At 44.0% G+C, this 25003-nt stretch carries 21 protein-coding genes; 17 read left to right on the top strand and 4 right to left on the bottom strand.

The features are described 5' to 3' along the window. Positions 1–90 precede the first annotated feature (90 nt). The 3 genes from ASL11_RS31280 to ASL11_RS31270 are packed head-to-tail and all read left to right on the top strand — an operon-like array spanning position 91 to position 4439. The gene (locus ASL11_RS31280) at positions 91–2304 is read left to right on the top strand and encodes an AraC family transcriptional regulator (protein ID WP_056623802.1); all 2214 of its coding nucleotides are present in this window, start codon (positions 91–93) and stop codon (positions 2302–2304) included. A gap of 34 nt (positions 2305–2338) precedes the next feature. Further along, positions 2339–3445 carry a glycoside hydrolase family 88/105 protein gene (locus tag ASL11_RS31275; protein WP_056623799.1) on the top strand — a complete coding sequence of 369 codons (1107 nt, stop codon included), beginning with the start codon at positions 2339–2341 and terminating at the stop codon, positions 3443–3445. Between the two features lie 22 nt (positions 3446–3467). Continuing rightward, a complete protein-coding gene (locus ASL11_RS31270) occupies positions 3468–4439 on the top strand; it encodes a bile acid:sodium symporter family protein (protein ID WP_056623798.1) in 972 nt (323 codons plus the stop codon). A gap of 89 nt (positions 4440–4528) precedes the next feature. On the opposite strand, the gene ASL11_RS31265 is transcribed toward ASL11_RS31270, so the two are convergent. Both ASL11_RS31265 and ASL11_RS31260 read right to left on the bottom strand, forming a co-directional pair. Beyond that, positions 4529–5245 carry a response regulator gene (locus tag ASL11_RS31265; RefSeq protein WP_235550635.1) on the bottom strand — a complete coding sequence of 239 codons (717 nt, stop codon included), beginning with the start codon at positions 5243–5245 and terminating at the stop codon, positions 4529–4531. After that, positions 5217–6854, bottom strand: a complete 1638-nt coding sequence (locus ASL11_RS31260; protein WP_056623795.1) for an ATP-binding protein — start codon at positions 6852–6854, stop codon at positions 5217–5219. The genes ASL11_RS31265 and ASL11_RS31260 overlap by 29 nt, the downstream gene beginning before the upstream one ends. Before the next feature lie 236 nt (positions 6855–7090). On the opposite strand from ASL11_RS31260, the gene ASL11_RS31255 reads away from it, so the two are divergent. The 5 genes from ASL11_RS31255 to ASL11_RS31235 all read left to right on the top strand — a co-directional run bounded on the left by ASL11_RS31255 (position 7091) and on the right by ASL11_RS31235 (position 11939). Continuing rightward, on the top strand, positions 7091–8158 hold the full coding sequence (locus tag ASL11_RS31255) for a tripartite tricarboxylate transporter substrate binding protein (RefSeq protein ID WP_200962493.1): 1068 nt from the start codon (positions 7091–7093) through the stop codon (positions 8156–8158). Positions 8159–8225: 67 nt separating this feature from the next. Continuing rightward, the gene (locus ASL11_RS31250; protein ID WP_056623789.1) at positions 8226–8687 is read left to right on the top strand and encodes a tripartite tricarboxylate transporter TctB family protein; all 462 of its coding nucleotides are present in this window, start codon (positions 8226–8228) and stop codon (positions 8685–8687) included. A gap of 1 nt (position 8688) precedes the next feature. After that, the gene (locus ASL11_RS31245) at positions 8689–10215 is read left to right on the top strand and encodes a tripartite tricarboxylate transporter permease (RefSeq protein ID WP_056623786.1); all 1527 of its coding nucleotides are present in this window, start codon (positions 8689–8691) and stop codon (positions 10213–10215) included. 5 nt (positions 10216–10220) lie between these two features. Further along, complete coding sequence (locus ASL11_RS31240) at positions 10221–11648, top strand: NAD-dependent malic enzyme (RefSeq protein ID WP_056623783.1); 1428 nt, start codon at positions 10221–10223, stop codon at positions 11646–11648. 48 nt (positions 11649–11696) lie between these two features. Next, complete coding sequence (locus tag ASL11_RS31235) at positions 11697–11939, top strand: HPr family phosphocarrier protein (RefSeq protein ID WP_056623780.1); 243 nt, start codon at positions 11697–11699, stop codon at positions 11937–11939. A 422-nt stretch (positions 11940–12361) separates the two neighbouring features. On the opposite strand, the gene ASL11_RS31225 is transcribed toward ASL11_RS31235, so the two are convergent. Next, on the bottom strand, positions 12362–13123 hold the full coding sequence (locus tag ASL11_RS31225) for a YheC/YheD family protein (RefSeq protein WP_056623774.1): 762 nt from the start codon (positions 13121–13123) through the stop codon (positions 12362–12364). A 409-nt stretch (positions 13124–13532) separates the two neighbouring features. On the opposite strand from ASL11_RS31225, the gene ASL11_RS31220 reads away from it, so the two are divergent. The 6 genes from ASL11_RS31220 (at position 13533) to ASL11_RS31195 (ending at position 19003) form a co-directional block, all read left to right on the top strand. After that, on the top strand, positions 13533–13880 hold the full coding sequence (locus tag ASL11_RS31220) for a hypothetical protein (RefSeq protein WP_056623771.1): 348 nt from the start codon (positions 13533–13535) through the stop codon (positions 13878–13880). 352 nt (positions 13881–14232) lie between these two features. Beyond that, complete coding sequence (locus ASL11_RS31215; RefSeq protein ID WP_056623768.1) at positions 14233–14907, top strand: response regulator transcription factor; 675 nt, start codon at positions 14233–14235, stop codon at positions 14905–14907. Beyond that, positions 14904–16328, top strand: coding sequence for a HAMP domain-containing sensor histidine kinase (locus tag ASL11_RS31210; protein ID WP_056623765.1), 1425 nt, complete (start codon positions 14904–14906; stop codon positions 16326–16328). Before ASL11_RS31215 ends, ASL11_RS31210 begins: the two co-directional genes overlap by 4 nt. Positions 16329–16418: 90 nt before the next feature. Further along, on the top strand, positions 16419–17039 hold the full coding sequence (locus tag ASL11_RS31205; RefSeq protein WP_235550634.1) for an undecaprenyl-diphosphatase: 621 nt from the start codon (positions 16419–16421) through the stop codon (positions 17037–17039). Between the two features lie 47 nt (positions 17040–17086). Continuing rightward, positions 17087–18205, top strand: a complete 1119-nt coding sequence (locus ASL11_RS31200) for an MGDG synthase family glycosyltransferase (RefSeq protein ID WP_056623759.1) — start codon at positions 17087–17089, stop codon at positions 18203–18205. Positions 18206–18226: 21 nt separating this feature from the next. Further along, entirely contained in the window at positions 18227–19003 is a 777-nt protein-coding gene (locus ASL11_RS31195) for a polysaccharide deacetylase family protein (protein WP_056623756.1), read from the top strand. Between the two features lie 83 nt (positions 19004–19086). Here ASL11_RS31195 and ASL11_RS31190 read toward each other — a convergent pair whose 3' ends face one another. After that, positions 19087–20040 carry a helix-turn-helix transcriptional regulator gene (locus ASL11_RS31190; protein ID WP_056623753.1) on the bottom strand — a complete coding sequence of 318 codons (954 nt, stop codon included), beginning with the start codon at positions 20038–20040 and terminating at the stop codon, positions 19087–19089. Positions 20041–20247: 207 nt separating this feature from the next. On the opposite strand from ASL11_RS31190, the gene modA reads away from it, so the two are divergent. From modA to ASL11_RS31175, 3 genes are all read left to right on the top strand, one after another. Further along, the gene (modA, locus tag ASL11_RS31185; protein ID WP_056623747.1) at positions 20248–21099 is read left to right on the top strand and encodes a molybdate ABC transporter substrate-binding protein; all 852 of its coding nucleotides are present in this window, start codon (positions 20248–20250) and stop codon (positions 21097–21099) included. After that, positions 21096–21773, top strand: a complete 678-nt coding sequence (gene modB / locus ASL11_RS31180) for a molybdate ABC transporter permease subunit (RefSeq protein WP_056623744.1) — start codon at positions 21096–21098, stop codon at positions 21771–21773. The genes modA and modB overlap by 4 nt, the downstream gene beginning before the upstream one ends. A gap of 190 nt (positions 21774–21963) precedes the next feature. Next, positions 21964–24966: a chondroitinase family polysaccharide lyase gene (locus ASL11_RS31175; protein WP_056623741.1), complete on the top strand. Its 3003-nt coding sequence runs from the start codon at positions 21964–21966 to the stop codon at positions 24964–24966. Positions 24967–25003: the final 37 nt, after the last annotated feature.

Here is a 25003-nt window from a genome sequence, read left to right as displayed (position 1 = left end):
CAAGCAGCCGTCCGCACATTCACACCGGACGGCTGGTTTTGATATAATAAGGGTCATTGAAACGAAAGTAAACAGAAGTGAGGAATAACATTGCCCACCTATTTATATCGCATGATCCTATTCGCTATGTTGCTGGTTGCCATTCCAGTCACGACAATCGGAATGATTTCTTATCATATTTCCTCCCAAGATATAGAGAAAAAGGTTAAAGAAAGCAATTCCCAAATTTTGCTGCAGAACCAGATGAGAATTGAGCAAGTATTGAAAAATGTAGAAATGGGTGCCGTGCAATATTTAAATTCACCGCTTGTAACAGACAACCTCTACAATGCGTTGACACAGGATGATTTCCAAACGATTACAAGCCTTGCCAAGGGTTTATATAACTTGCACTCTTTATCGGGCGTAGCTGACACCCACCTCATTAACCTGGAAAAGGACTGGATGATCAGCAATTTAGGATTCACCCGTACGGCGGATTATTCCGATAAAAACCGTTTGCAAGATTACGCAAAAAATCCCAAAAATTTATTCTGGTTAGCAGACGAATATGGGATTCGGATGATTGTAAAGCTCCCAATGATTGCTCCGTCGGCAGCTCCGAAGGCATTACTGATCATAGAAATGTCGAAGACGGAATTGGAAAAAGGGTTAGCCCAAACGAAGCAATTGGGAGACATCTATGTACTGAACCGTGAGCACATCCCATTCTTAAGTAACGCGGGGGCAGATTACATTTCCGATTCGATCCTGGAGCCTTTGAAAAAAGTAACAGATGCTAACGGCTATTATGAAGGCAAAAATACTGCTGTGAATTACAGAGTATCGTCCAATAGTTGGATTTATGCTTCCGTCGTTTCCATTGATCAAGTGACGATGGAATCCAAGAAGATTGCACTCGTTACAATTAATGTCTGCTTGATCGTCTTCCTTGTGATTGCATCTGCCGCATTCTACGTGAGCAGACGGATGTATTCTCCGATCCGACGTTTATTTCAGACGATGGAACAGTTCGGCGGCGAAACGACAGAGTCTCGCAGGAAAGATGAGTTTGCTTATATCGAGGATAGATTTAATGCGTTATTCCGGACACGGAAGCAGTTTCAACAGCAGCTTCAAGGTCAAACGGGACAGATGAAAGAGTTCTTCCTGTTGAAACTGTTCATGGGACAGGTGACGGAGAGCGAATTTGCTTTTAAGTGTGAAACCTACGGCTTCGCGGAAAAAGGGAAGCCCATGGGTGTGATTGCGCTGCAGATCGATTCCCTTCAGGATACGAGATACATGGAAAGCGATAAGGAATTGCTGTTATTTGCTATCCATAACATCGTCAGTGAGCTTTTGCCAGCTAACCGTTTGCTTGGTTCATTATTACTGGATCAGTCTCAGGTATCCCTGCTTACTGGAGATGTCGAAGATCTACAGGAACTGCAATTAAGTTTTCACCAGGCAGCTGAGGAAATTAAATCAAAGGTTCACGAGCTGCTTCAGCTGAAAGTGAGCATCGGTATCAGTCGCGTATTTTCCCGATACACGGATGCCATGAATGCACATGCAGAGGCTTTGGAAGCGCTGAAGCGAAGGATTCGTCTGGGGAGTGATATCATCATTCATTATGATGATATTGAAACGGTTCATGAGAACAGTAAACATCTCGCAGCTTCGCTGAATTATTTGGAAGATTATTTTGTAAACGCATTAAAAACAGGTGATTCAACATCTACGTTTGAACATTTTGATAAATACGTTGCGTTGATCATGGAAAGAGAGATCCGGTTTAACGATTTTCAATTTGTGATGATTGAACTGATTACTGAGATTCATGGCTTAGTCCAGCAGCAAGGCGGTAAATTGGAAGGCTTAATTGATACGAAATCCGTGCTCCATTCTTTTATGAAGTTGAACACGGTACAAGATATTACCTCTTGGTTTAAGACCGATTTGCTGCCGCCAGCACTCGCCTTCTTCAAAGGACGGGCAGATTCGCAATATATCAACCTCGCGCATCAAATGCTTACAATGATTCATGAAGGATTCGAGCAGGATATTTCACTTGAATCGTGTGCTGCGCAGCTCAAATATCATCCTGTTTATGTCAGTCGTGTTTTTAAGAAAGAGATCGGTGTTACTTTTATTGATTATTTAACCAACTATCGGGTTAACATGGCGAAAAAATGGTTGAAAGAGACGGATATGAAGATTTCAGAAGTTGCGGAGAGACTCAATTATGCTAATTCTACGGGTTTTATTCGGACTTTTCGAAAGCTGACAGGAATGACACCTGGCCAATATCGGGACACCTAAGTTAACCATGTTAACCATTTGGGAGATGAAACGTATGACGTATCAAATGCTGGATCAACTAAGAGATCACTATATGGAAAGTGAAGGAACTTGGTTTTCCTTGCGATGGCACTATATCGAGAACTGTATTCTTAAATCATATATGGACAGCTATAAGCAATCGGGGAAAGAAGAGTATTACCTGTTCGTCAAAGGTTTCATCGACCGGCTTTATGATGAGAGTGGCAGAATACCGGCCATTGATGTGTGTTATTATAGTATTGATCAAATCAGACCAGCGACCATTCTTTTTGACTTATACAAAAGAGAGAATGATTCCAAATATAAGCATGTGCTTGATTTGATCTATGAGCAGCTGAAAACCTATCCAAGAACAGCGTCAGGAAGCTTCTGGCATAAAGAAAATTATCCAAACCAAATTTGGTTGGATGGACTTTACATGGGACAACCATTTTTGGTTCGTTACATCAAGGAATTTGAGGAAAAGAAGGACTATTCCGATACCATAAATCAATTTTTAAATGTGAAAAAGTTTATTTTTAATGAAGAAAATCGTCTATACTACCATGCTTATGACGAGAGTAGAGAGATGTTTTGGTGTGATAAAACGACGGGGATGTCTCCAAATGTCTGGGGACGCGCTGTGGGCTGGTTGGTGATGGCCTTGGTGGACGTGCTTGAACTTCTGGAAGATGAACAGGTGGACAGCGAGCCTCTGAAAATGATGTTGCAGGAAACGCTAGACGGTATGTTACCTTACCAGCATAGCGGGGGTATGTGGTATCAGATCGTTGATATGGGAGATCGACCAGGGAATTATTTGGAATCTAGCGGGACCTTGATGCTGGCTTATGCGATGTTGAAAGGTTCGCGTCTTGGCTATCTTGCTAGCGAATACGCTGAGCGCGGGAAGTCTGTCTTTGACGGTACTATCCGGCAATATCTCCATGAGGAGAATGGAGAAGTGCTGCTTGGTGGAATCTGTAGAAGTGCAGGACTAGGCACAAATCCTGATACGGGCAAGGTTCGTGATGGGACTTTTAAGTACTATACCGAAAACGAAATCATCGTGAGTAATAATGGACATGGCGTAGCACCGCTGATTATGGCGTATACCGAGGTTAAGCTTTCAGAGCTTTAAAGTCATGTTAGGAGAGAAGCCAATGCTGCATAAATTAAACAAGAGCCTGGAGAAATGGCTTCCGCTGATTACTCCTACGAGTGTTATTCTAGGAATTATTTTGACAGTATGGTTAAAGTCTTTTACTTACTTAGTACCATGGATCTTCGGCTTTATGACATTTACAGGCAGTTTAAGTATGAACTTTAAAGATTTAAAAAGGGTATTAATTCAGCCTTTCCCGATTTTCGTCTCGCTGCTTGCTCTGCATGTGTTGATGCCTGCTATTGCATGGATCATCGGTAATGTGTTTTTTCATGATGATGTGTATCTGAGAACTGGTCTAATTCTAATGGTCGTCATTCCTACTGGTGTCGTAAGTTTCATGTGGGTTTCCATCTTTAAGGGGAATATTGCGCTAACGTTGTCGGTTATTTTGATTGATACCCTATTATCGCCGTTTCTGGTGCCTTTTACGATGGATGCGTTCCTCGGCGTACAAGTGAAGATGGATGTGTTTGGTATGATGAAAGGCCTTTTCTTTATGATCGTCCTTCCGTCCTTATTGGGTATGCTGCTAAATCAACTTTCGCAAGGAAAGGTGAAGGAGAAATGGGGGCGCCCCTTATCGCCATTCTCCAAAATAGGGTTGGCCTTCACCATTGCGATTAACAGTGCTGTGGTGGCACCGTATTTCACAAAAATTGACAGTAAATTGGTCCTGACAGCTTGTGTGATTGTCGTCATGGCTTCATCTGGCTATCTGATTGGTTGGCTGATCGCCAGATGGCTAAAGTGGGACCGCGATATCATGGTTACCATGGTGTTTAATACCGGGATGAGAAATAATAGCGCTGGTGCCGTGCTGGCCATTTCGTTTTTTCCGCCACCTGTCGCAATGCCTGTTATTATGTGTATGCTTTTTCAACAACTGCTCGCTTCCTTGTTCGGGCAATTATTATGTAAAGCCCCTGATTCGATAAAACGGAAGCCTGTCTCACAAAAAGCGATATAAGGAGAGGCTAGTGTTCGCATAAATGAATCTGCTTTATACGATTTAACCTGCACATCTCGTGCAGGTTTTTTTGGATTCAGGAGGTCACATCACGACTCCCGTTTGCGATACACTCTCTCAGGGCGACCCACGACGCCATAAGTCAGATCGGCGAAAACTTCGCCCGAGGAGACTAGATGCTCCAAATACCGGCGTCCAGTCGAACGACTGACGCCTATTTCTTTGGCGATTTGATCCGCAGTCATCCCGTCTGCCGCGGTAGAAATTGCCTGAACGATTTTGACTAGCGTTAATTTATCGATGCCTTTAGGGAGATACGCAATCTCAGTGCGGGAATCCTTTTTACTCGTTCCCAAAATGAGGCGATCGACATCGCTTTGATTAATTGAGCCAGTATGATGAAGCCGATTCAACTCGCTGTGAAAGTCTAGATATCGCAGGAGCGTTTCCTGCAGTCGGTTGAAAACAAGCGGTTTCATAATATAATCGAAAGCTCCGCTGCGAACAGCTTCCCGTATAGCCTCGACTTCTTTGGCAGCCGTGATCATAATGACGTCGGTATCTCGGAAATGTTGACGAATATAGGAGAGCAACTCCAAGCCATTGGAGCCAGGAATATAAATATCCAGCAGAACTAAATTTGGCCGTAAAATGTCTAGCTGTTCCTTGGCTTGAACATCGTCTGTCGCGATACCGACAACGTGAAAGCCGTCTACTTTTTCAATAAACCTTCGGTTAATTTCGGCGATCTTCACATCATCTTCGATGATCAAAACTTCAATGTTCGGTTGTTGGTGTTGCATCATCAGAGGTTGAACTCCTTTCTGTGGACATCGGATGTTTCGGTATAGCGACGGTGAAGAGTGTGCCGCATTCCGGGTTTTTATGGAAAGTGATATACCCGTTAAGCTTATGGACAGCGTGCTGGACTAAGGCTAAACCGATACCGCGATGTTCACCTGCTTTGGTTGAGAATCCTTTCTCAAATACGGCATTGCCTAACTCATCGGGAATGCCGACGCCGCAGTCCTCGCATTCGATAATCAAATCCTCGCCCAGATCGGTTAAAAATAATTTTACATACGGCGTTTGTTGTACCTCAACGGCCAGAACTGCTTCCATGGCATTGTCAATCAAGTTGCCGATGATGGTGACGAGTAAATTTCGGTCGATTTCCGCAGGAATATCTCGAAATGAGCTTTCGCGGTCAATTTCAAAAGTTAGCTTCAACTCCTGTGCATGATTGAATTTGCCAATCAACAGCCCCCCGATCATGGGATCTGGAATTTCGGTCATGATGAACTGCACCCAGTTCTGGTGCACGTCCGATTCCTTGGAGATGAGATCGACAGCTTCTTGATACGATTCCAATTGGATGAGTCCAGAGATGACATACAGCTTATTGGAGAATTCATGCGTCTGAGCGCGCAGTGCTTCAGCGAAGCGTTTCACCTGAGACAGCTCCTCGGCCAACCGGTAGAGCTCGGATTTACTTCGAAAGCTTGAAACGGCACCAGTAACACCGTGTTTTCGGCTCACAATCGGCACACGATTGACGATGACATCATGATCGCCGATCAGCATTTCATGGTCGAATTCGGCTTCGCCCGTACGTACCACTTCATGCAATCGCGTGTTCGGGATCACATCTTCAATGTGTCTGCCTGTGATTTTCGCACTGAGGGGCAGCTGCATAAGCTGCAAAGCATAACGGTTTGCCATTGTGATGATGCCATCTCGGTTTACCGCTATAATTCCCTCACGGATCGTTTGCAGAATGGCCTGTTTCTCGGTATACAGCTCACCGATTTCCTTAGGCTCAAGTCCATGTATGGAGCTTCGAACATTACGTGCGATAAGGACGGAGCCGATCAGGCCGACGACTAGGACGATGAGAGAAATGAGCTCGATTCGCGACTGATACGTGTAGGTAATCGAATTGATATCTTTCGTAAGAAATCCAACGGATACAATGCCGATGACATTGCCATGATCATCAAACAGGGGCGCTTTACCGCGAAGTGAAGGGCCAAGTGAGCCGATGGCCTTGGAGATGATCGATTGTCCTGCAAGAACAGGACCATTGTCCCCGCCGACCATTTCTTGCCCAATTCGTTCAGGGAGCGGGTGTGAGTAGCGAATGCCTTCGCGGTTCCCGACAACGATATACTCGGCATCGATTTGATCTCTTACCTTTTCGACGAGAGGCTGGATGATCTTGGACGGATCCGAAGTTTGAAAAGCCATACGAATATCAGACATATTAGCAACGGTTTCAGCCACCTTTAAGGCACGAGTCCCGATTTGATCCTCTAGTGCTGTGGTCATCATGTAATAAAATATACTGCCCAAACTGATGATGACGATGGAAAGAAACGAACAAATAATGAGGATAAGCTTGGTATGAAGCCTCATTTTCCACGCAGCCTCCCATTTATGGTTAATTTAGAAGAATGTATGTGTTTGGTATTGTAACATAAAGCGTTCTCATTTTGATGATTATAGGGTCTCCAGATCCGTGAACAATATGAACAAAATGGTCAAAACGCCGTTATTACAACTAATCGCCATAAACTTCCCAATAGGCACAGGGGGTGTTATTCTGAAAGCGCTTCAAAGAAAGCGGATACATTGATAAATTAAAACCAAATATGGAGGGGTTTCATTTGATAAAACAACTTTTTTCAGCATCTTGGAAAGTAACAGCTATTAGCTTGCTTGCAGTTAGTTTGGCCGCTTGCGGGAGCAATTCAGCGAAACCAGCATCTTCATCAACGTCATCAGCTCCAGCAGCTGCGAAATCCAATTATCCAGAAAAAGCACTTAGCATTATCGCTCCATCTGGTGCTGGCGGCGGCTGGGATATGACTGCACGTACCATCGCTAAAGTATTAACGGAAACAAAAGCAGTCGATAAGCCCGTTTCAGTTGAAAATAAACCAGGCGGCGGCGGTACTGTTTTCATGGCGGAATACGCGACTAAAGATATCAAAGATAACTACAAGCTGTTCGTGAGTTCGCCTCCAATCCTCATTAATCATTTGAAAAAAGAAGGAAACACACCTTACGGCTACAATGATACGACGCCGTTAGCACAACTGACCAAAGATTACGGCGCTGTCGCGGTAGCAGCCAATTCGAAATACAAAGATCTGAAGTCCTTGTTAGCTGATATGAAAGCAGATCCTACGAAGCTAACGGTTGCGGGCGGTTCGGCACCTGGTTCCATGGATCACTTGGTATCGATTCTACCAGCCTTCAAATATGGGATTGACCCGAAAAAAGTGAAATACGTGTCCTATGACGGTGGCGGTGAGGCCGTAACTGCCTTGCTTGGCGGTAATGCCGATGTCTTAGGTACAGATGCTTCTTCCTTAGATCAGTACGTGAAAGCTGGAAAAATCCGCATACTTGCTGTTGCAGCGCCTGCCCGTCTTGGTGGCAGCCTGAAAGATGTTCCGACTATGAAGGAACAAGGCGTTGATGCCGAATTCTTGATTTGGCGCGGTTTCTTCGGACCGAAGGACATGTCATCAGATGCAAAAAAATACTGGGAAGATACGATTAAGAAAATGGTAGATTCCGATGCTTGGAAAAAAGAAATGCAAGCGAACAGCTGGGAGTCGGATTATAAGAAAGCAGATGATTTCAAAGCTTTCTTGGGCCAGCAAGAAACACAATTGAAAGATATGCTGACAGCGCTTGGTATGCAGAAATAAAACCTAACGAGACAAGGGAGAAGACGACCTCTTCTCCCTTGCCCTTAATAGGGTAGGAGGCAAAGAAATGAATACAACGTTTGATCGTTATGCAGGCATCGCCTTTTTCGCAATTGGTCTTGCCTTTGTGATTGGTTCCTTAGGTATTTCAACTAGTGCTTATGGTAGTAATGTAGGTGCTAATATCTTTCCGATGATTTTGGGATCGTTCTTGTCTTTGATGAGTTTGCGTCTTATTTATGAGACGTTCCGTAAGCAGCGTGCTGAGAAGGGCAAAGAAAATTTGGATTACAAACGATTTCTCATTATTTTCATCTCGGCTGTCTTATATGCCTATTTCCTTGAAGATATCGGGTTCGTGATCTCCACGTTCCTGTTCCTTATGATTGGTTTTCAAACGATGCAAAAGGGGAGAGTATGGGTTTCCTTGCTAATTGCAGCTTGCTTTTCTTATGGTGTGTATTACTTATATGTGAATCTGCTGGATGGTTCGCTTCCCGGATTTCCAACATGGTTAGGGGGGGCATAAGATGAGCACTTTGGATTATGTGTTGCACGGTTTGGGCACAGCGATGCAGTGGCATAATGTTATTTTTGTATTTTTAGGCGTATTGATTGGTACGGTGGTTGGCGTTCTACCTGGAATTGGCCCGATGAGCGGTGTAGCTCTCTTAATTCCGATCACGGCAACAATGACAGCTGGCTTAGGCCCTGAAGAAGCAGCCACGAGCTCCATCATTTTGCTGGCCGGCGTGTATTATGGGGCGATGTACGGAGGTTCGACGACGTCGATTCTATTAAACACACCTGGAGAATCGTCTTCTGTCGTCACAACACTTGACGGTTATCAAATGGCCAAACAGGGTAGAGCAGGAGCAGCGCTCGCGATTTCAGCAATCGGTTCCTTCGCTGCGGGCATTATTTCACTGATCGGTCTTATCTTCTTGGCTCGTCCTTTGTCGGCAGTCGCAATCAAGTTCGGACCTGCTGAATATTTCTCCTTGATGGTGCTCGGCTTGCTCGCGATCAGCGGACTGGCTGGGAAGTCAATGGTGAAGGCGCTTATGATGACGGCATTTGGTCTGTTGTTAGCGACGATCGGTATCGATAACGTGTCGGGCGTGGAGCGATTCACATTCGGCATTCCTGAGCTATATCAAGGCTTGGAGTTCCTGACTGTGGCCGTGGGTACATTTGCTGTTGGTGAAGTATTCAAAACGATCCTTCAACGCGAAGGCAACGATGGTGAGATTGCCAAAATCAATCGCATTCTGCCGACAAAACAAGATATGAAAGACAGCGCGGCACCGATTGCGCGCGGTTCTGTGCTTGGCTTTTTCATCGGCTTACTTCCTGGCGCTGGTGCTATTCTTGCTTCTTTCTTCGCTTATATCGTGGAGAAGAAGATTAGCAAAAATCCAGAGAAATTCGGTAAGGGTGCCATTGAAGGGGTGGCTTCACCAGAGGCTGCGAATAACGCTGCATCGGGTGGCGCGATGATTCCGCTTTTGACATTGGGGATCCCATCCTCAGGAACGACGGCTATTCTGATGGGTGCTTTCATTATGTACAACGTCCAGCCAGGTCCATTGCTATTCCAAGATCACCCACAGTTAGCATGGGGTGTTATTGCAAGTATGTTCGTCGGCAATCTCATGCTGCTGATTCTTAATATGCCGCTGGTCAAAGTGTTTGCCAAAGTCATTGAAACACCTGCTAAGTATTTAATTCCGCTAATCATCGTCTTTTCCGTATTCGGGGTTTATGCCGTACAGTATTCGACGTTTGATTTAATGCTCATTATGGGCTGTGGTCTTGTGGGATACTTCTTATCTAAAAATGATTATCCACTAGCACCACTCGTTCTTGGTCTTATTTTGGGTCCAATGATGGAAAACAACATGCGCAGAGCACTTACCATTTCAAATGGTGATTTCATGATCTTCCTGCAAAAACCGGTTTCGCTTGTATTTCTCATCATCGGTCTGATCTGGATTACCATTCCGCTGATAATGAAACTTAGAGGTAAAAATGTACTTGTGAATGAGGAAGGGTAACCAATATGAAAAATACGATGGCTGGCAAAAGTATTATTTTGCGTCTGGAATTGTTAACAGAGCAAATCCATTTCGGTCAATTAATTACGGTAATTACCGAAAATGGCGGGGATGTTATCGCGATTGACGTTATTCAAACCGGTGCGAATTGGACGGTTCGAGACATTACCGTATCGGCTTCCGAACAGTCCCAGCTGGACAGTATTGTCGCTAGGATGAAGGATCTCGCTGGTGTACGACTGGTTCACGTGTCGGATCGGACATTCCTGCTTCATCTCGGTGGCAAAATTGAAATGAAGCCCAAATCACCAATTCAGAACAGGGATGATCTTTCCCGCGTGTACACGCCGGATGTAGCCAGGGTCTGTATGGCTATTCATGAAGATGAGACTAACGCCTATAAGCTGACAATCAAGCGAAATACGGTCGCTGTTGTTTCCGACGGCAGTGCCGTGCTCGGACTTGGAAACATCGGACCCTATGCGGCGATGCCTGTCATGGAAGGCAAGGCGATGTTGTTCAAGCAGTTTGCTGATGTCGATGCCTTTCCAATTTGCTTAAGCACGCAAAGTACTGAAGAAATCATCGCGACTATCAAAAATTTGGCACCAGGCTTCGGCGGTATTAATCTGGAGGACATCTCTTCTCCACGATGCTTTGAGATTGAGGCGAGGCTGCGTGAGGAACTGGACATCCCTGTGTTTCACGATGATCAGCATGGTACGGCTGTTGTATTGTATGCAGGGCTCATTAATGCATTGAAAGTAGTCGGCAAGCAGATTAGTGAAGCTAAAGTTGTCGTCTGCGGTATTGGTGCAGCGGGGATGGCTTGCTCCAACATTTTGCTTGCTGCAGGCGTGAAGGAACTGATCGGGGTTGACCGAGAAGGTGCGTTGGTACGTACGAAAGAGTACGCAAACCCGCATTGGACGGAATACGCGGAGCGGACGAACCCTAACCTGCGCTCAGGTAATCTTCATGACGTCATCGAAGGAGCAGATGTGTTCATCGGACTCTCCGCAGGAGGCTTGTTGAAGCGGGCTGATGTTGAGCGGATGGCGGCTAAACCTGTGGTGTTCGTGATGGCGAACCCAACGCCTGAAATTCATCCCGATGAAATCGAAGATATCGTGGGTGTCGTTGCTACGGGGCGTTCGGATTTCCCGAATCAGATTAACAATGTGCTTTGCTTTCCAGGTATATTCCGTGCGGCCTTGGACTGCCAAGCCTCTACGATCAACGAAGAAATGAAGCTAGCCGCTTCCGCCGCGATTGCGTCGGTTGTCACACAGCAGGAATTGAACAAGTTATATATCATTCCAAGTGTATTTAATCAAGAAGTAGTTAGACGGATTCGTGAAGCCGTCATCCGTGCGGCTATTCAAACAGGGACAGCGCGACGGATACCGCGTGAGTTTCGACAGGCGGAATAGTCCTACCGAAACGGATGCCAACGATGGAACTAAAGTGGAGGGATTCGTATGGGTGGTTTGGAAACAAAAGCCATTGTAGAAATCAATCAAGCGGCGAATCAGTTTCAATCCAGTATTGTCATTCAGGTGGGCACGAGGTTTATTGATGTGAAAAGCATTCTGGGTTTGAGCGTTACGCTATTCAACAATCAAGCGTACAAGCTTGATATTCATGGACCTGATGAAAAGGAAGCCATTGAGGTCATGAAGAGGATTTTTGACAAACATGGTCTTAATTTAAATTTTAAATGAAGACAGAAAAGAAGCGAAGGGCCAATTGCCTTTCGTTTCTTTTCTATCTCAAAGTAAGCGTACCTTATTCTATGGAATTGACAATCGTGACTTTAATAAAGTTTAATCTATGAAACTAGCCCTCGCATCTATGAATCATGTGAATATCATATATTAACTCATTTGAAAGGAGTTGATATATGATGCTTTTAGTCAACCAGTTTTATGGCATAGTTTATAGAAATGCTAATGGAACAACAACCGTTTTTAATGCACGAGTTGTGGCAAGAGGGTTAACTAGAATAAGAATTAAATTCATGAACGCGAGAGGTTTTATCGTTTTTAGATTTCTATTCATTCGCCAAATTCTTAGATTTGTCTTAATTTAATAGCAATAGTAAAACACTCTAATTCCATGTTTACATGGATTGGAGTGTTTTACTTTACTTACGTCGCAGACGTAAGAACCGTCCGTTTGCTCGCGCGTAATGCAGAGCTTTGAAGAACATCTTTTTATCATGTAATTGGTTGAAAATAAAGGGATCCGGTGATGTATTAACTTCTAGTACCCATGGTTTCAATTTTTTATCGATGCCAATGTCGATACCAATCTCTTTGAATCCCGGATAACTCGTCTGATAATGCTTAGCAATTCGATACCCTAATTTTCGCAGGCTATGGATATAATCTTTTTTCTTCTGTCCATTTACATAGGAACTAAGCAGCAATTCTAAGGGTAACGGCTTCCCGCTATTATGAAAGTTCGTCACTATTTTTTTGGGATGCGCGACACGACCGATATAACCAGTAGTCTCCCAAGTTTTTATCTGGTTTTTTTGCACCATAATACGTATATCGAATATTCGTTTTTGATGGGTTAGAAGATGAATGCCTTGCTGAACTAGATAAAATCGTTTTAACTTGGCTTTGTTCAGAGCAGCGAATAAGTTTTGAAACGTTCCAAATGTCTTAGCAACTTTACCGGCTTGAAAGTGGTATTTATCACTTTTCACCACTCGGATAATGCCATTCCCGGCAGTACCATGGTCGGGCTTCACATAAACCATCTTATATTTGATTAACATCTGGAGTAGGTTATTCCGACTGTAGATCCTTGTTTCCGGAACAAATTTGCGAAGTTCTTTATTGCGTAAAAGAACTTTCGTTTTTACCCATTTACTGCCTACTGTTCTAGCACGACTCATTGTCAACACAGCACCTTTACCTGGGAATTGGCTTGGATCATACCCATTATCATATTCAAATAAGGTGGAGTGACTTGGAGTGGCGTCTAGTAGCAAAATTAAATTTTTGAAATAATTCTATTGTGGGGTTCACACATGATTCTCATTTTTTTCTCATCTTCATCACGTAATGTTGATACTAATGATGCCGTTGTTCTTATGGGCACTGAAATGTATGAAAGAGGGAGCGGAACAGAAATTGAGGACACTATGGACAAAAGATAAAAAGTGGGTTTTGTTAAGTTGCGCAATTACGCTTGTCTTCGTTATTTATGGCGCATGGAATATGTATCATTTAACTTCTTCACAATGGCACGATCGCGCATTCAAGGGTCTATAAAAAAATTATGGATCGCAAGCAAGAATCCTTTTGTTCGCTGTATTGGCTTATTACATTTTGAAGACATTGCTCCAAAAACGATGGATGAAGCATGGCTCACTCTTAAAAAAAGGTGCGATTTTCCTTACTGGAATCACGAGAAAATGGCATTCGCCGCTCGCTATTCTTGCAATCGGACTTATCGTACTGCATATAATTGGAGCTTTTCTGTATGAGTTCAAGTTAGACTTTGCCCATATTAGCGGTCTTGCAGCTGGAGTTGTTTTACTGCCTGTACCTATCGCGGGGGTGTTTCGTTACCGAGGACTTGATCGGAAATGGCATATGCGGTTTGGACTTATCTTTGCTATTTTATTTTTGATTCATGCATTTCTTTGAATCGTTAGCAACGCTTCATACTAACTATTAGGAGGATAACATGAAAATGAAGTGGATATTGTTAGATAAGGAAACCGTTCATGCCAGGTAACCTAATATCAAGAAGAATAAGACTCCAATCGTCGTGCAATGCTTTCTTTAATGTCATGGGATACCACTCTTTTCTACATATCGCTATAAACGCATAGACCATGCATGTTATGCTTCGTGAAGGTGGTAGGTTCGTTTTCTTTTTCTCATAAGATTCTCATGATTTATCCTTATAGTAAGGGCAGTAGAACGGAAAGGAAAAAAAGATCTCATATAAATCGCCTATAGTAAGAAGAATAGCACGTAGAGGGAGATGCCGCTTATGAAGCGCATTTTATTAATAGAAGATGAAAAAAATCTTGTCCGATTCATCCAATTGGAACTCGAACACGAAGCTTTCATTGTGAAAGCTGCTTACGATGGGAAAACGGGCTTAGAACTAGCTCTTCAAGAAGATTGGGATCTCATTCTCTTGGACATCATGCTACCTGAAATAAACGGAATTGAGGTCTGTCGACGAATCCGTGCTGCGAAAAAAACGCCAATCCTGATGCTGACAGCAAGGGATAGTCTAGAGGATCGTGTTTCTGGTTTAGACAGCGGTGCGGATGATTATATTCCGAAGCCTTTTGCCATTGAAGAGTTGTTAGCACGTATCAGGGCTATCTTTCGCCGCATAGAGCTTGAGGGAAATGTGCAGCATGCACAGCTTACTTTTCAACATATAACGGTGGATTTGGATGCGAGGTTGGTTTATAAAGATAAGCAGCTTGTTGAACTGACGAAGCGGGAGTTCGATTTATTAGTCATGTTTATGAAAAATCATCATCTAGTTCTTACACGAGATATGCTGCTGGACCAAGTATGGGGATTTGATTCCCTGGTAGAAACGAATGTGGTTGATGTGTATGTGAGATACTTACGCAACAAATTAGATCTAGATGGCGAAAATAGCTGTATTCAAACTGTTCGGGGAATAGGATACGTGATGAGATGAGAGGACGTTTAAGTAGGTCAATTCAAAGTCTTCCTATCAAATGGAAGCTCATGCTGGGAGCTGCTTTGCTGATCTTCATGCTATTTGCCTCTTATAATTTTGCGCAATATTTAGTACTGAAACAGTGGATGATGAAACAAGAGGAAGATAAAATCCAAGTCAATATGGTACAGTTCCAAGACTATTTCCAGGATAAATTAGCTGCAACTAGCGACTTTCCAATAGTGGATAGTCAGCTTTATATCGAGAAAATGTCGGGAAAAAACCAATTGGTGCGTATCCTCGACAAGGAGGGGAAGCCGCTAGTAGCCGTTGCGAACCATTTTGTAACGAACTGGGTTGTACCCAAGTCAGTGGTTATTCCAGAGCTTTACGACACGACGACGCACAAAGAGGATCATATACTCATTTACCGCAGTCCGTTAGTTGCTGGGAGTTTCGTTGGAACAATAGAGCTGGCGAGTAACTTGGAAACTTTCGATCACTTCAGTGAAACCTTGTTATGGGTGATGTTGATCGGTGGTATTTTAGCGGTGTTTATCAGCGCGATCAGTGGTTTGGCCATTTCTAGGCAGTTTATGCGTCCTATACGAGCACTGGCGTCAACGATTCGCAGCGTAAAAGAGAAAGGGCTTTCCGAACGTGTTACCGATATTCAAAATGGTGACGAGTTATCTAGCTTAGCCAAGCTATTTAATGAATTGATGAATCAACTTGAATATTCTTTTCTTCAGCAAAAACAATTTGTAGAAGATGCTTCACATGAGCTGAGGACACCGATTACGATCGTGGAAGGCCATTTATCATTATTAAATCGCTGGGGGAAATCAGACCCTGCTGTTCTTGATGAATCCTTGGAAGCTTCACTTCAAGAAGTTAGGCGTTTGAAAAAGTTGGTACAAGAGCTATTAACTTTAACGAAAGTAGAAGCCAACTTGATAAGCGATAGCATCATACCAATCCAATTGGAGCCGCTCATTGAGGAGACGTTGAAACGCTTTGAAGTTATGCATACTGAATTCGAATTTATTGCGAACACGGAAACCATTAGAGACGTTATGATACTGATGAATCCGTTGCATGTGGAGCAAATGCTCATGATCATTCTGGATAACGCAGTAAAATACACGAGTTTGAAGAAGCAGATTGTTATTGAAGGGATCCGCCTGAAAAATGAGGTGCAAATTATTGTACAAGATCATGGTATGGGGATTCCTGAAGCTGATTTACCCTTCGTATTTGATCGCTTCTACAGGGTCGATAAAGCGAGAAATCGGGAGATTGCAGGCACGGGACTTGGTCTCGCGATAGCGAAGCAACTTGTTCTCAATTACCAAGGAAGCCTGACGATATCGAGTGTGGAAGGTGAAGGTACTCGTGTACAACTGACTTTCCCTCTCCACCAAATCGTGGATGCTTAGTTTCTCATTTTCCTCTCATGTTCATCAAGTAAAGTTACTGAAAGTCAACACGAGGCTTTGAAGCTTCAGTAACGAAAGAGGATGATGATTGTGAGTATCTCAGATTTGGATTATCAATGGTTTCAACAGATTAATGAGCTTGGGCATACCTTGTCCGCTCTTAATCCCATTATGCGTATTTTTGCCTCTTATGCCGAATATGTTTTTTATGTAGGCGTTATTGTGTATTGGTTTACGAGGCATGTGATCCAACGGCAGATGGTTGCAGAATCACTATTATCTGCTTCAATTGCATTGAGCTGCAGTGGTTTGATCGGGCATTATTTCTACCGCGATCGTCCTTTCGTGACACATACCGTGTTGCAATTGATTGAACACCCAGCGAATGCCTCATTTCCAAGTGATCATGCCATTGGGGCGTTTACGATTGCAATGTCGATTTGGTTATTTCGTCGAAAAGAAGGAACCGTGTGGCTGCTTTTAGCTGCCTGTATCGCGTTCTCACGCGTATGGACAGGTGTTCATTATCCATTAGATGTACTAGCTGGTGCCGGAATTGGCATCCTTGCCGCGGTTGCTGTTCATCAGCTTTTTATGCGCTCAACAGGGGCAAAGAAGGGTTTGGAAGCAATTATGCACTTATATGAAGCGATAGAATCTAAAGTGTGGAGTCGCAAAGATATACACATACGCGAAACTTCGACGAAATAAGGAGTGCTCTCCTGAGATGTTGATGATGAAAGGTGGTCTCCATTTGCATGAACGCTAATCCTCGTGTACTAATTCTTACGGCGAGCTACGGGAATGGTCATCTACAGGCTTCCAAGGCCTTGTATCAGCAATTCATAGAGCAAGGAATAGAGCATGTGAAGATTGTTAACCTCATGAAAGAGGGGCATCCGTTCATCAATTTAATTACGACTACACTGATTAACACCAGTGTTAGAAGTTCACGGTTTGGTCTTGATTACTATGGCTGGTGTTATTACTTAACCCGTGAAACGAAGCAGACCGCGCTCTTTCAGAAATCGATGACCTATTTAGGTCAAAAGAAATTAAAAGAGCTTATTCAGCAAGAGCAACCTGATGTTGTCGTTAATACATTTCCCTTTGGGGCAGCCCCAGAAGTATGCAGCTCGATGGGGATTCCAAACTTCACCGTACTTACAGATTACGCGTTGCATGCGAGTTGGCTGCATCCGAATGTCGATAAATATTATGTGGCTACAGAGGAATTAAAGCAGCAAATTGTTTTTCATGGCGTTAATAGGGAACGCGTAGGGGTAAGTGGCATTCCGATCCGTCAAGAATTTGCTATGGAAAGTTCTAAAGCTCGAGGTCGCAAAGGAAATCTCATTCTCATCATGGCAACGGATAACAGCGTAAATGGCTATATGGAGGACATGATTAGCGCCTTAGCCATGTTTGCTCAATTTCGTTTGGTTGTCATTTGTGGTCACAATGAGAAGTTACGTCAGAGATTACTTGAAATATTTGCAACGAACCCTAGTATTCGCATATTAGGATACGTGGACAATGTTCACGAATGGATGTCACAAGCTGCCTGTATCATTACGAAAGCGGGAGGATTGACAATCACCGAGGCTATTGTCCTTCGGTTGCCACTTTTCATTTATAAGCCCCATGCAGGACAGGAAAAAGAGAATGCTTTATACCTCTCGAGTCGGGGAATGGCCTCGATTTCGAATAGCCTAGAGGAATTAGTCTCGAATATGGATTATTTATTTCGACGTCCAAGCCTATATGAAGATGTAAGAAAACGTATGTCAGACATGCAACGAAGTCAAGCAGCTGCTCATATCGTCAGTGATATAACACATAGATTGGCTAGGGAATCGATCCCATTGTCGATCTAGAAGTTACGTAGGAGGGCCCAGATGAGGATACATTTACACGACAGCCATTATGGATCGCATATCATATGGTCGATACTTATCGGACTTCTAGTCTATACAATTATACCGACAGCCATTGTTCGATTAGGTAGTTTTAGTGCTTTTCGTAAAGGGAAGAGAGTAACCGGGATTGCGCTGACGTTTGATGACGGGCCAGATCCGGCATTCACACCTCAACTTTTAGATCTATTAAAATTACATGGCATTCAAGCGACTTTTTTTATTCTAGGTGCTAAAGCAGAGAAATATCCGGAAATCATCAGAAGGATGCATGCAGAAGGACATTTGATTGGCATTCATAATTATAGGCATTGGACCAATGCTGTACTGACCCCGAAAAAGGTAAGAAAGCAATTGCAAGATACCGTAACGGTGATCGACAACATACTGGGATTCAAACCAATCTACTATCGACCGCCGTGGGGGATTATTAACCTATTTGATTTTCTGCACATGAAACAATTTCAACTTGTATTATGGTCCTTAATGGTTGGCGATTGGCGATGCAGCGGGGGAACAGATAGGATCAAGAAAAAGCTGTTTGCGAGGCTGCAAAATAACGACATCATCGTGCTGCACGATAGTGGACAGACATTGGGGGCGAATCCATACGCACCGATGTACATGTTGGAAGCATTAAAGGATTTCGTGGAAGAGTGCAGAAAGCAAGGTATTCCTTTTTTGCGAATTGATCAAAGAATGCAGTTGGATGATCAAACGACGATTCACCCAATAGATCTATCTAGTCTAAAAGCTTGAATATCCCTACAAATTATGTATTTATAAAAACGGCAGACTAGACCTAGTAAAGGTCTTAGACTGCCGTTTTCATTTTTGCTAAGTTAAGTCTCGAATAAAATGCGTCCTGTCTGCGATAAATCATATCCTTGGATAGGACGCAGCTCTTTATGGAAGGATTCCGATTGCAAGATTTGCTTTACGCGTTCAATCCAAGCAAGATTTTGTGGTTTTTTTAGCATGACAAGATCATATCGCTCTTGAATAAGTGGAATGAATTCAACGCCGTTAACCATAGAGGCTACTTTCTCTATACCCACACCGAAATCAGCTTCACCTATAGCAACTTTACCAGCCACGCCTAAGTGATTCGATTCTTCCTGCTCATAACCATGTAGCAGTTGTTTTGGAATTCCATGAAGTCGGAGTTGTTCATCTAACAGAACACGTGCACCAGAACCTTTTTCACGATTAACCAATCGAAGTCCAGGCTTTTTGAGATCAGCCCAACCATGTAATTGTTTAGGATTTCTCGGTTGAACATATAGACCGGCCGATCGTGACAAGAGATTTACAACAATGTAGGAAGAACCAATCAGTAATTTTCGGATATAAGGAAGGTTATACTCACCAGTGTCTCCATCCAGCAGATGCGTGCTGACAATATCGGACTCACCCTTGTACATAGAGATTAGACTATCCATACTACCAACATACGAACGAAGCGGTCTGTAATGGGCTACATTTCTTTCGATATGTTTAGCTAAGATATCCAAGCTAACATCTTGTCCAGTTATCACAAGAGAGTGATTGGAAGATGAAACGGCTTGGATAGAATGATGAGTAACTGGTTCGACATACTCACTTTTAATCGTAGAAACCATACCATCTTTTGCACGTGTTTTATAGGTTTCAAGATCTGATGCATCCACACGCATCTGCTTGCCAACACGATAAGCGGGTAGATCGCCTTTTTTTATTAAATCATAAACAGTTAGTTTAGATATTTTCAAAAGTTTAGATATTTCTTCCGTTGTATAGGACATGTCAGCTGTCATTGTAAACCTCCATAAGCTTGTCTTCTAAAAAGTAGCGTAGATTTACTCCTGCATCCGTACGGAACCACCATCATCTATCATAAGCTGATAAATAGGGTATTTCAATCCTGTTGTTTACTAATTAATTCTGTTTTTATATAATGATCAGAGATTATATTATTCTATTTATAATCAAATAGATATAAATTTAACCTTGGAGGGGACGTAATGTTAAGTTTAAGAAGGTTTAGTTATGTTATATCTTGTTTTGTTGTCGCAGCTATGATCATCACAGGCTGCTCTAGCCAAAAGGAACAACCCGCTGTAAGTACAACACCAACACAAGCAACTGTGGCACCTACAGCAACACCAGTGCCGACCGAGAAAGTAGAGCTAACGATTTCGGCAGCTGCTAGCTTAACTGATGCATTTAAAGAAATTCAAACCAACTATGAGACCAAAAACAAACAAATTAAACTCAACTTTAACTTCGGAGCTTCAGGGGCACTGCAACAGCAAATCGAACAAGGGGCACCTGCGGACTTATTCTTCTCGGCAGCAACCAAAAATATGAAGACGCTAGTCGACAAGCAATTGATCGATACGGCACAGCAAAAAAACTTGCTAATCAATGAATTAGTCGTTGTAGTTCCAGTGGATGGCAAGGTTGCCATTCAAAAAGCAGAGGATTTAACGAATGAAAATATTAAACATGTAGCAGTTGGGGAACCGCAAACCGTTCCAGCTGGCAGCTACGCCAAAGAGGCATTGACTAATGCGAAACTTTGGGACTCGCTTCAAGCTAAACTCGTACAGGGCAAAGATGTTCGCCAAGTACTTACCTACGTTGAGTCTGGCAATGCAGAAGCTGGTTTTGTTTATAAAACGGATGCGCTGACTTCCAAAAGTGTCAAAGTAGTATTCAGTGTTGATCCAAAATCGTACACACCGATTGAATACCCTGCTGGTATTGTAAAAGCAACAAAACACAGTAAAGAAACGGCTGACTTTTACGCTTATCTACAAAGTAAAGAAGCACAAGATGTATTCGTCAAATTTGGATTTTCTATTCCAAAATGAGGGTAGATCAGATTAGTTGGACAGAGTTTGCTTCTCCTATCCTACTTTCGTTAAAGGTATCCGTTGTATCCAGCATCTTTGTTTTACTACTAGGAGGAATAGCGGCTTGGGGAATGTCGCGTCGTAAGTTTCGTGGGAAAACGTTGCTAGAAACTGCTATTCTTCTGCCTTTAGTGCTCCCTCCTACGGTCGTAGGCTTTATCTTATTAGTCCTATTGGGCAAAAAGAGTTGGATTGGATACCTAATGGAGAGATTTTTCGATCAGTCTATTATATTTACATGGGGGGCTGCGGTGATCGCATCGATCGTGGTGGCTTTTCCATTAGTTTATCAAACGATGAAAACAGGGTTCTCACTAGTCAGCAAAGATTTGGAGGACTCGGGGAGATCCATTGGTGCAAATGAGTGGCAAGTTCTACGTTATATAACCTTGCCTTTGGCGTGGCGTTCTGTCACGGCAGCTTACATTCTTGGATTTGCTAGAGGACTGGGAGAATTTGGTGCCACACTTATGATTGCGGGCAACATCCCTCACAAAACCCAAACTTTGCCTACCGCCATCTATATCGCTGTTGAATCTGGTAATCAAACTCTTGCATGGTGCTGGGCAGCAGCCATCATAGTCATCTCATTCGGACTCATGTTTATCGCAAACCATAGAGGTAGGAATTAATAATTTTGAAGTAATTCGACGTTCACTCAATTGAGTGAACTTTTTTTTGCAGACTACTACTGATATGTATCGTGTTCAGATTTCGCATATGCGTGGAAGGAAACCGCCGATTTACACGAGGGTAGGCGCTGTTCTACACTTTCTTATAAGTCACTTTGACAGATTAGGTGTAGAAGAGGGGGAAAGACGAATGACTATTTTCAGTTTTGAAAGCGGTATCCCAACTTGTTTTACCTGTGACAGGCATTCTCGCTTGTCCATTACGAATCAATACTACAAGGATGGTAACTCTAGCTTGCAGTGGGATTATACAGAAAATTCAACCGTGATCGTCACAGAGTCGATAGGATATCGTCCGTTTCAGGAAGGAACGAAGGATCAGGCACGCGACTCGTTTACGATCTGGATCTATAACGCTGCTGCGGTAGAGGGCGAACTTGTATTCGAGTTCGGGCGCAGTGGACAAGCCGTGGATTGCTCCTTTCAATTTGGGTTGAATTTCAGTGGTTGGCGAACCGCTTGGGTTGCTTATGAACGGGATATGACGGGGTGCCCTCATCCAGATATGGATACGGTTACAATCCGTATGCCAATGGGCATACAGCCAGGTACGTTGTTCATCGATCAGATGATGCTGAACACGCCGATCGATCCTAGGTTTCATACTAGGGATTTTCAGGTGCCGTTGGTAAACCTTCGCGCTGATGTATCTGCAAACGCACACTGGCTTGCGTTATATGCGTTTGAACAGTTAGCCCCGAAGCATGCGATCCCTTCAGTGGTTATACAGGAAGAGCAAGATGCCTTTGGGCTGATGAACGAGCGGTTCGAGGCGCTCTTCCTCAAGAAACGGCGTGTGTCGAAGGAGGAGATCACGTTGCTTCAGCAGCGTTTCGCCGAGTATGGGATCGCGCGCAAAGGTGGAATTCTCACAGGCCGTCCGATCGAGCTGTTCTTCGATCATTATCCGCCTTTGCTAAAGGAGGAGCTGAAACGCCTTTCCAACGGTGTACAGCTGAGCGAGATTACATATTTCCTGCTGGAAACGGCGATCTGTTTCCAGTCTTGCGAGGAAGCGGAACAACAAGCTGATCTGCAGGCAATGTTTATAACCGTATTGGACTATATGGAGGATCAAGGCTGGACGTACGGCAGCTCTCAAGGAACCGTCCATCATTTTGGCTATAACTTCCGAGATTATTATCCTGCCGTCTTTCTTATGAGAGCTGTGCTTCAAGAGGCGGGAATCCTGGAGCGGACACAGCGGACGATGCGTTGGTTCAGCGGCGTGGGCCGCACACATACGCCTCTTGCAGAAGTAGAAGGCAACATCGACATCTACAACACGACACTGCACGGGATGCTCGCTTCCTTGCTTATCATGGACGACACACCTGAAAAAGTACGGGACCTGAAAGCGTTCCGCGATTGGCTCTCCCAGTCGTTATTGCCTGCTCCAGGTTTGCGTGCAGCGTATAAAATCGACGGGTCTGCCTATCATCACGTGAATCATTACCCTGCCTATGCAGTAGGCGGCTTTCAAGGCGTGACGCCGATGATGTACGTTCTGAAGGGTACCCCGTTCCGTGTCAGCCAAGAAGCACATGAGACGATACGAAAGGCCCTACTCTCTATGCGGTTGTACAGCAACAAGCGGGAATGGCTGATCTCGCTATCTGCCCGTCATCCGACAGGCAAGTGGGCGCTAGATCCGGAGCCTTTTGTTTTTCTGGCTGACAGTGGCACACCTGAAGGTCGCAGCGAGGTAGATGCAGAGGTTGCTGCAGCTTACCTGAGGCTGCTAGAACAAGGTGATCGAACGGAAGCGGCACGTCGCTTTGAAGTAATGGGCATCATAGCGGAACCAGAACCGAACGGTCACTGGACGATGAACTACGCCGCGTTGGCCATACATCGGCGTGGTTCTTGGCTTGCTGGCATGCGCGGGCATAGCCGCTATTTGTGGGCGAACGAAACGTATGTGAACGCAAATCTGTACGGCCGCTATATATCTCACGGTCATCTTCAGATAATGAGTCGTGGTGAGCCGGTTAATCATCATGCCAGCGGTTATCAGCACGACGGTTGGGATTGGAACCGATGGCCGGGGACAACCACGGTGCATAAGCCCTTTGAGGAGCTGCGGGCTAACGTTTGCAATGTAGATACGTTTAGCGGATTTGAGGAAATGCTCCTTTCGGATGAAACCTTTGCAGGCGGACTTCATTTGGAAGGGCACAACGGAATGTTTGCCATGAAGCTTCATGAGCATCCCAAATATGAGGGGAGTCATCGAGCGCGCAAGTCGGCATTTTTCTTTGATAATCGCATTATTTGCTTGGGTTCTGGTATCGAAAACGACAATGTAGCAAACAGGACAGAAACGACCCTGTTTCAGAATCATTTGCCTGTCAGGAAAGATCCGCTCTGGATTGACGAAGCGGGACCGATTTATGATTTTCCTTATTTCCAAAAAAAGCAATTGGACAATCCCACATGGATATTGGACAATAAAGGGAACGGGTATTATATTCCAGCCGGGCAGACGGTTTCTGTCTCGAAAGACACACAACATTCCAAGCATCAATCGACAGATGTCGATACGCAAGGGGATTTTGCTGCAGCATGGTTGGATCATGGGACTTCACCGACTGAGGGCAGCTACGCGTACGCAATTCTGGTTGATACGGACTGCGGACAAGTTAAGCGCTTTTATAAGCAGATGGAGCATCCGGATACAGCGCCTTATAAGGTGCTGCGTCAGAATCGATCAGCACATGTGGTGTTTGATGCAGAGAGCTGTACAACCGCATACGCGCTGTTCGAAGCGGACGATTGTCTCGGAATCGGGTACGTGACGGCAGTTGATACGCCAGCAATGGTCATGATTCGCGAGGAAAGCGGAACCTTGACGATGAGTGCGGTCGATCCGGATCTTCGTTTATATGAAGAAATCGAAAAGGATCAATATGATAGGAACGGGATTCAGAAAGAAGTCAGTGTCTATTCACGCAAGTGGGTTAATGCGGAAAGCATTGCGCATCCAATGCGAATTACGCTCAAAGGACAGTGGATGCTTTCGTCGCCTGAACAGGGAGTTCAAGTTTTTGCAGGTGAGGGGGATTGCAGTGTCGTTGAGCTAATCTGCCAAGATGGGATGCCAAAGGAGCTTGTTTTGGTTCCAATCGTGTAATCACTTAGAAATGCTCAAATACAAATCGAAATGGAGG

Source organism: Paenibacillus sp. Soil750 (assembly GCF_001428045.1).
In the GTDB taxonomy this organism is placed as follows: Bacteria; Bacillota; Bacilli; order Paenibacillales; family NBRC-103111; genus Paenibacillus_E; species Paenibacillus_E allorhizoplanae.
This window is presented reverse-complemented; position numbering and strand designations above follow the sequence as displayed.

Excerpts from the sequence above, each read along its gene's own strand:
- ASL11_RS31275 (WP_056623799.1), top strand. The coding sequence starts at position 2,339 with ATGACGTATCAAATGCTGGATCAACTAAGAGATCACTATATGGAAAGT.
- ASL11_RS31270 (WP_056623798.1), top strand. The coding sequence starts at position 3,468 with ATGCTGCATAAATTAAACAAGAGCCTGGAGAAATGGCTTCCGCTGATT.
- ASL11_RS31265 (WP_235550635.1), bottom strand. The coding sequence starts at position 5,245 with ATGATGCAACACCAACAACCGAACATTGAAGTTTTGATCATCGAAGAT.
- ASL11_RS31260 (WP_056623795.1), bottom strand. The coding sequence starts at position 6,854 with ATGAGGCTTCATACCAAGCTTATCCTCATTATTTGTTCGTTTCTTTCC.
- ASL11_RS31255 (WP_200962493.1), top strand. The coding sequence starts at position 7,091 with ATGGAGGGGTTTCATTTGATAAAACAACTTTTTTCAGCATCTTGGAAA.
- ASL11_RS31250 (WP_056623789.1), top strand. The coding sequence starts at position 8,226 with ATGAATACAACGTTTGATCGTTATGCAGGCATCGCCTTTTTCGCAATT.
- ASL11_RS31245 (WP_056623786.1), top strand. The coding sequence starts at position 8,689 with ATGAGCACTTTGGATTATGTGTTGCACGGTTTGGGCACAGCGATGCAG.
- ASL11_RS31240 (WP_056623783.1), top strand. The coding sequence starts at position 10,221 with ATGAAAAATACGATGGCTGGCAAAAGTATTATTTTGCGTCTGGAATTG.
- ASL11_RS31235 (WP_056623780.1), top strand. The coding sequence starts at position 11,697 with ATGGGTGGTTTGGAAACAAAAGCCATTGTAGAAATCAATCAAGCGGCG.
- ASL11_RS31225 (WP_056623774.1), bottom strand. The coding sequence starts at position 13,123 with ATGAGTCGTGCTAGAACAGTAGGCAGTAAATGGGTAAAAACGAAAGTT.
- ASL11_RS31215 (WP_056623768.1), top strand. The coding sequence starts at position 14,233 with ATGAAGCGCATTTTATTAATAGAAGATGAAAAAAATCTTGTCCGATTC.
- ASL11_RS31210 (WP_056623765.1), top strand. The coding sequence starts at position 14,904 with ATGAGAGGACGTTTAAGTAGGTCAATTCAAAGTCTTCCTATCAAATGG.
- ASL11_RS31200 (WP_056623759.1), top strand. The coding sequence starts at position 17,087 with ATGAACGCTAATCCTCGTGTACTAATTCTTACGGCGAGCTACGGGAAT.
- ASL11_RS31195 (WP_056623756.1), top strand. The coding sequence starts at position 18,227 with ATGAGGATACATTTACACGACAGCCATTATGGATCGCATATCATATGG.
- ASL11_RS31190 (WP_056623753.1), bottom strand. The coding sequence starts at position 20,040 with ATGACAGCTGACATGTCCTATACAACGGAAGAAATATCTAAACTTTTG.
- modA (WP_056623747.1), top strand. The coding sequence starts at position 20,248 with ATGTTAAGTTTAAGAAGGTTTAGTTATGTTATATCTTGTTTTGTTGTC.
- modB (WP_056623744.1), top strand. The coding sequence starts at position 21,096 with ATGAGGGTAGATCAGATTAGTTGGACAGAGTTTGCTTCTCCTATCCTA.
- ASL11_RS31175 (WP_056623741.1), top strand. The coding sequence starts at position 21,964 with ATGACTATTTTCAGTTTTGAAAGCGGTATCCCAACTTGTTTTACCTGT.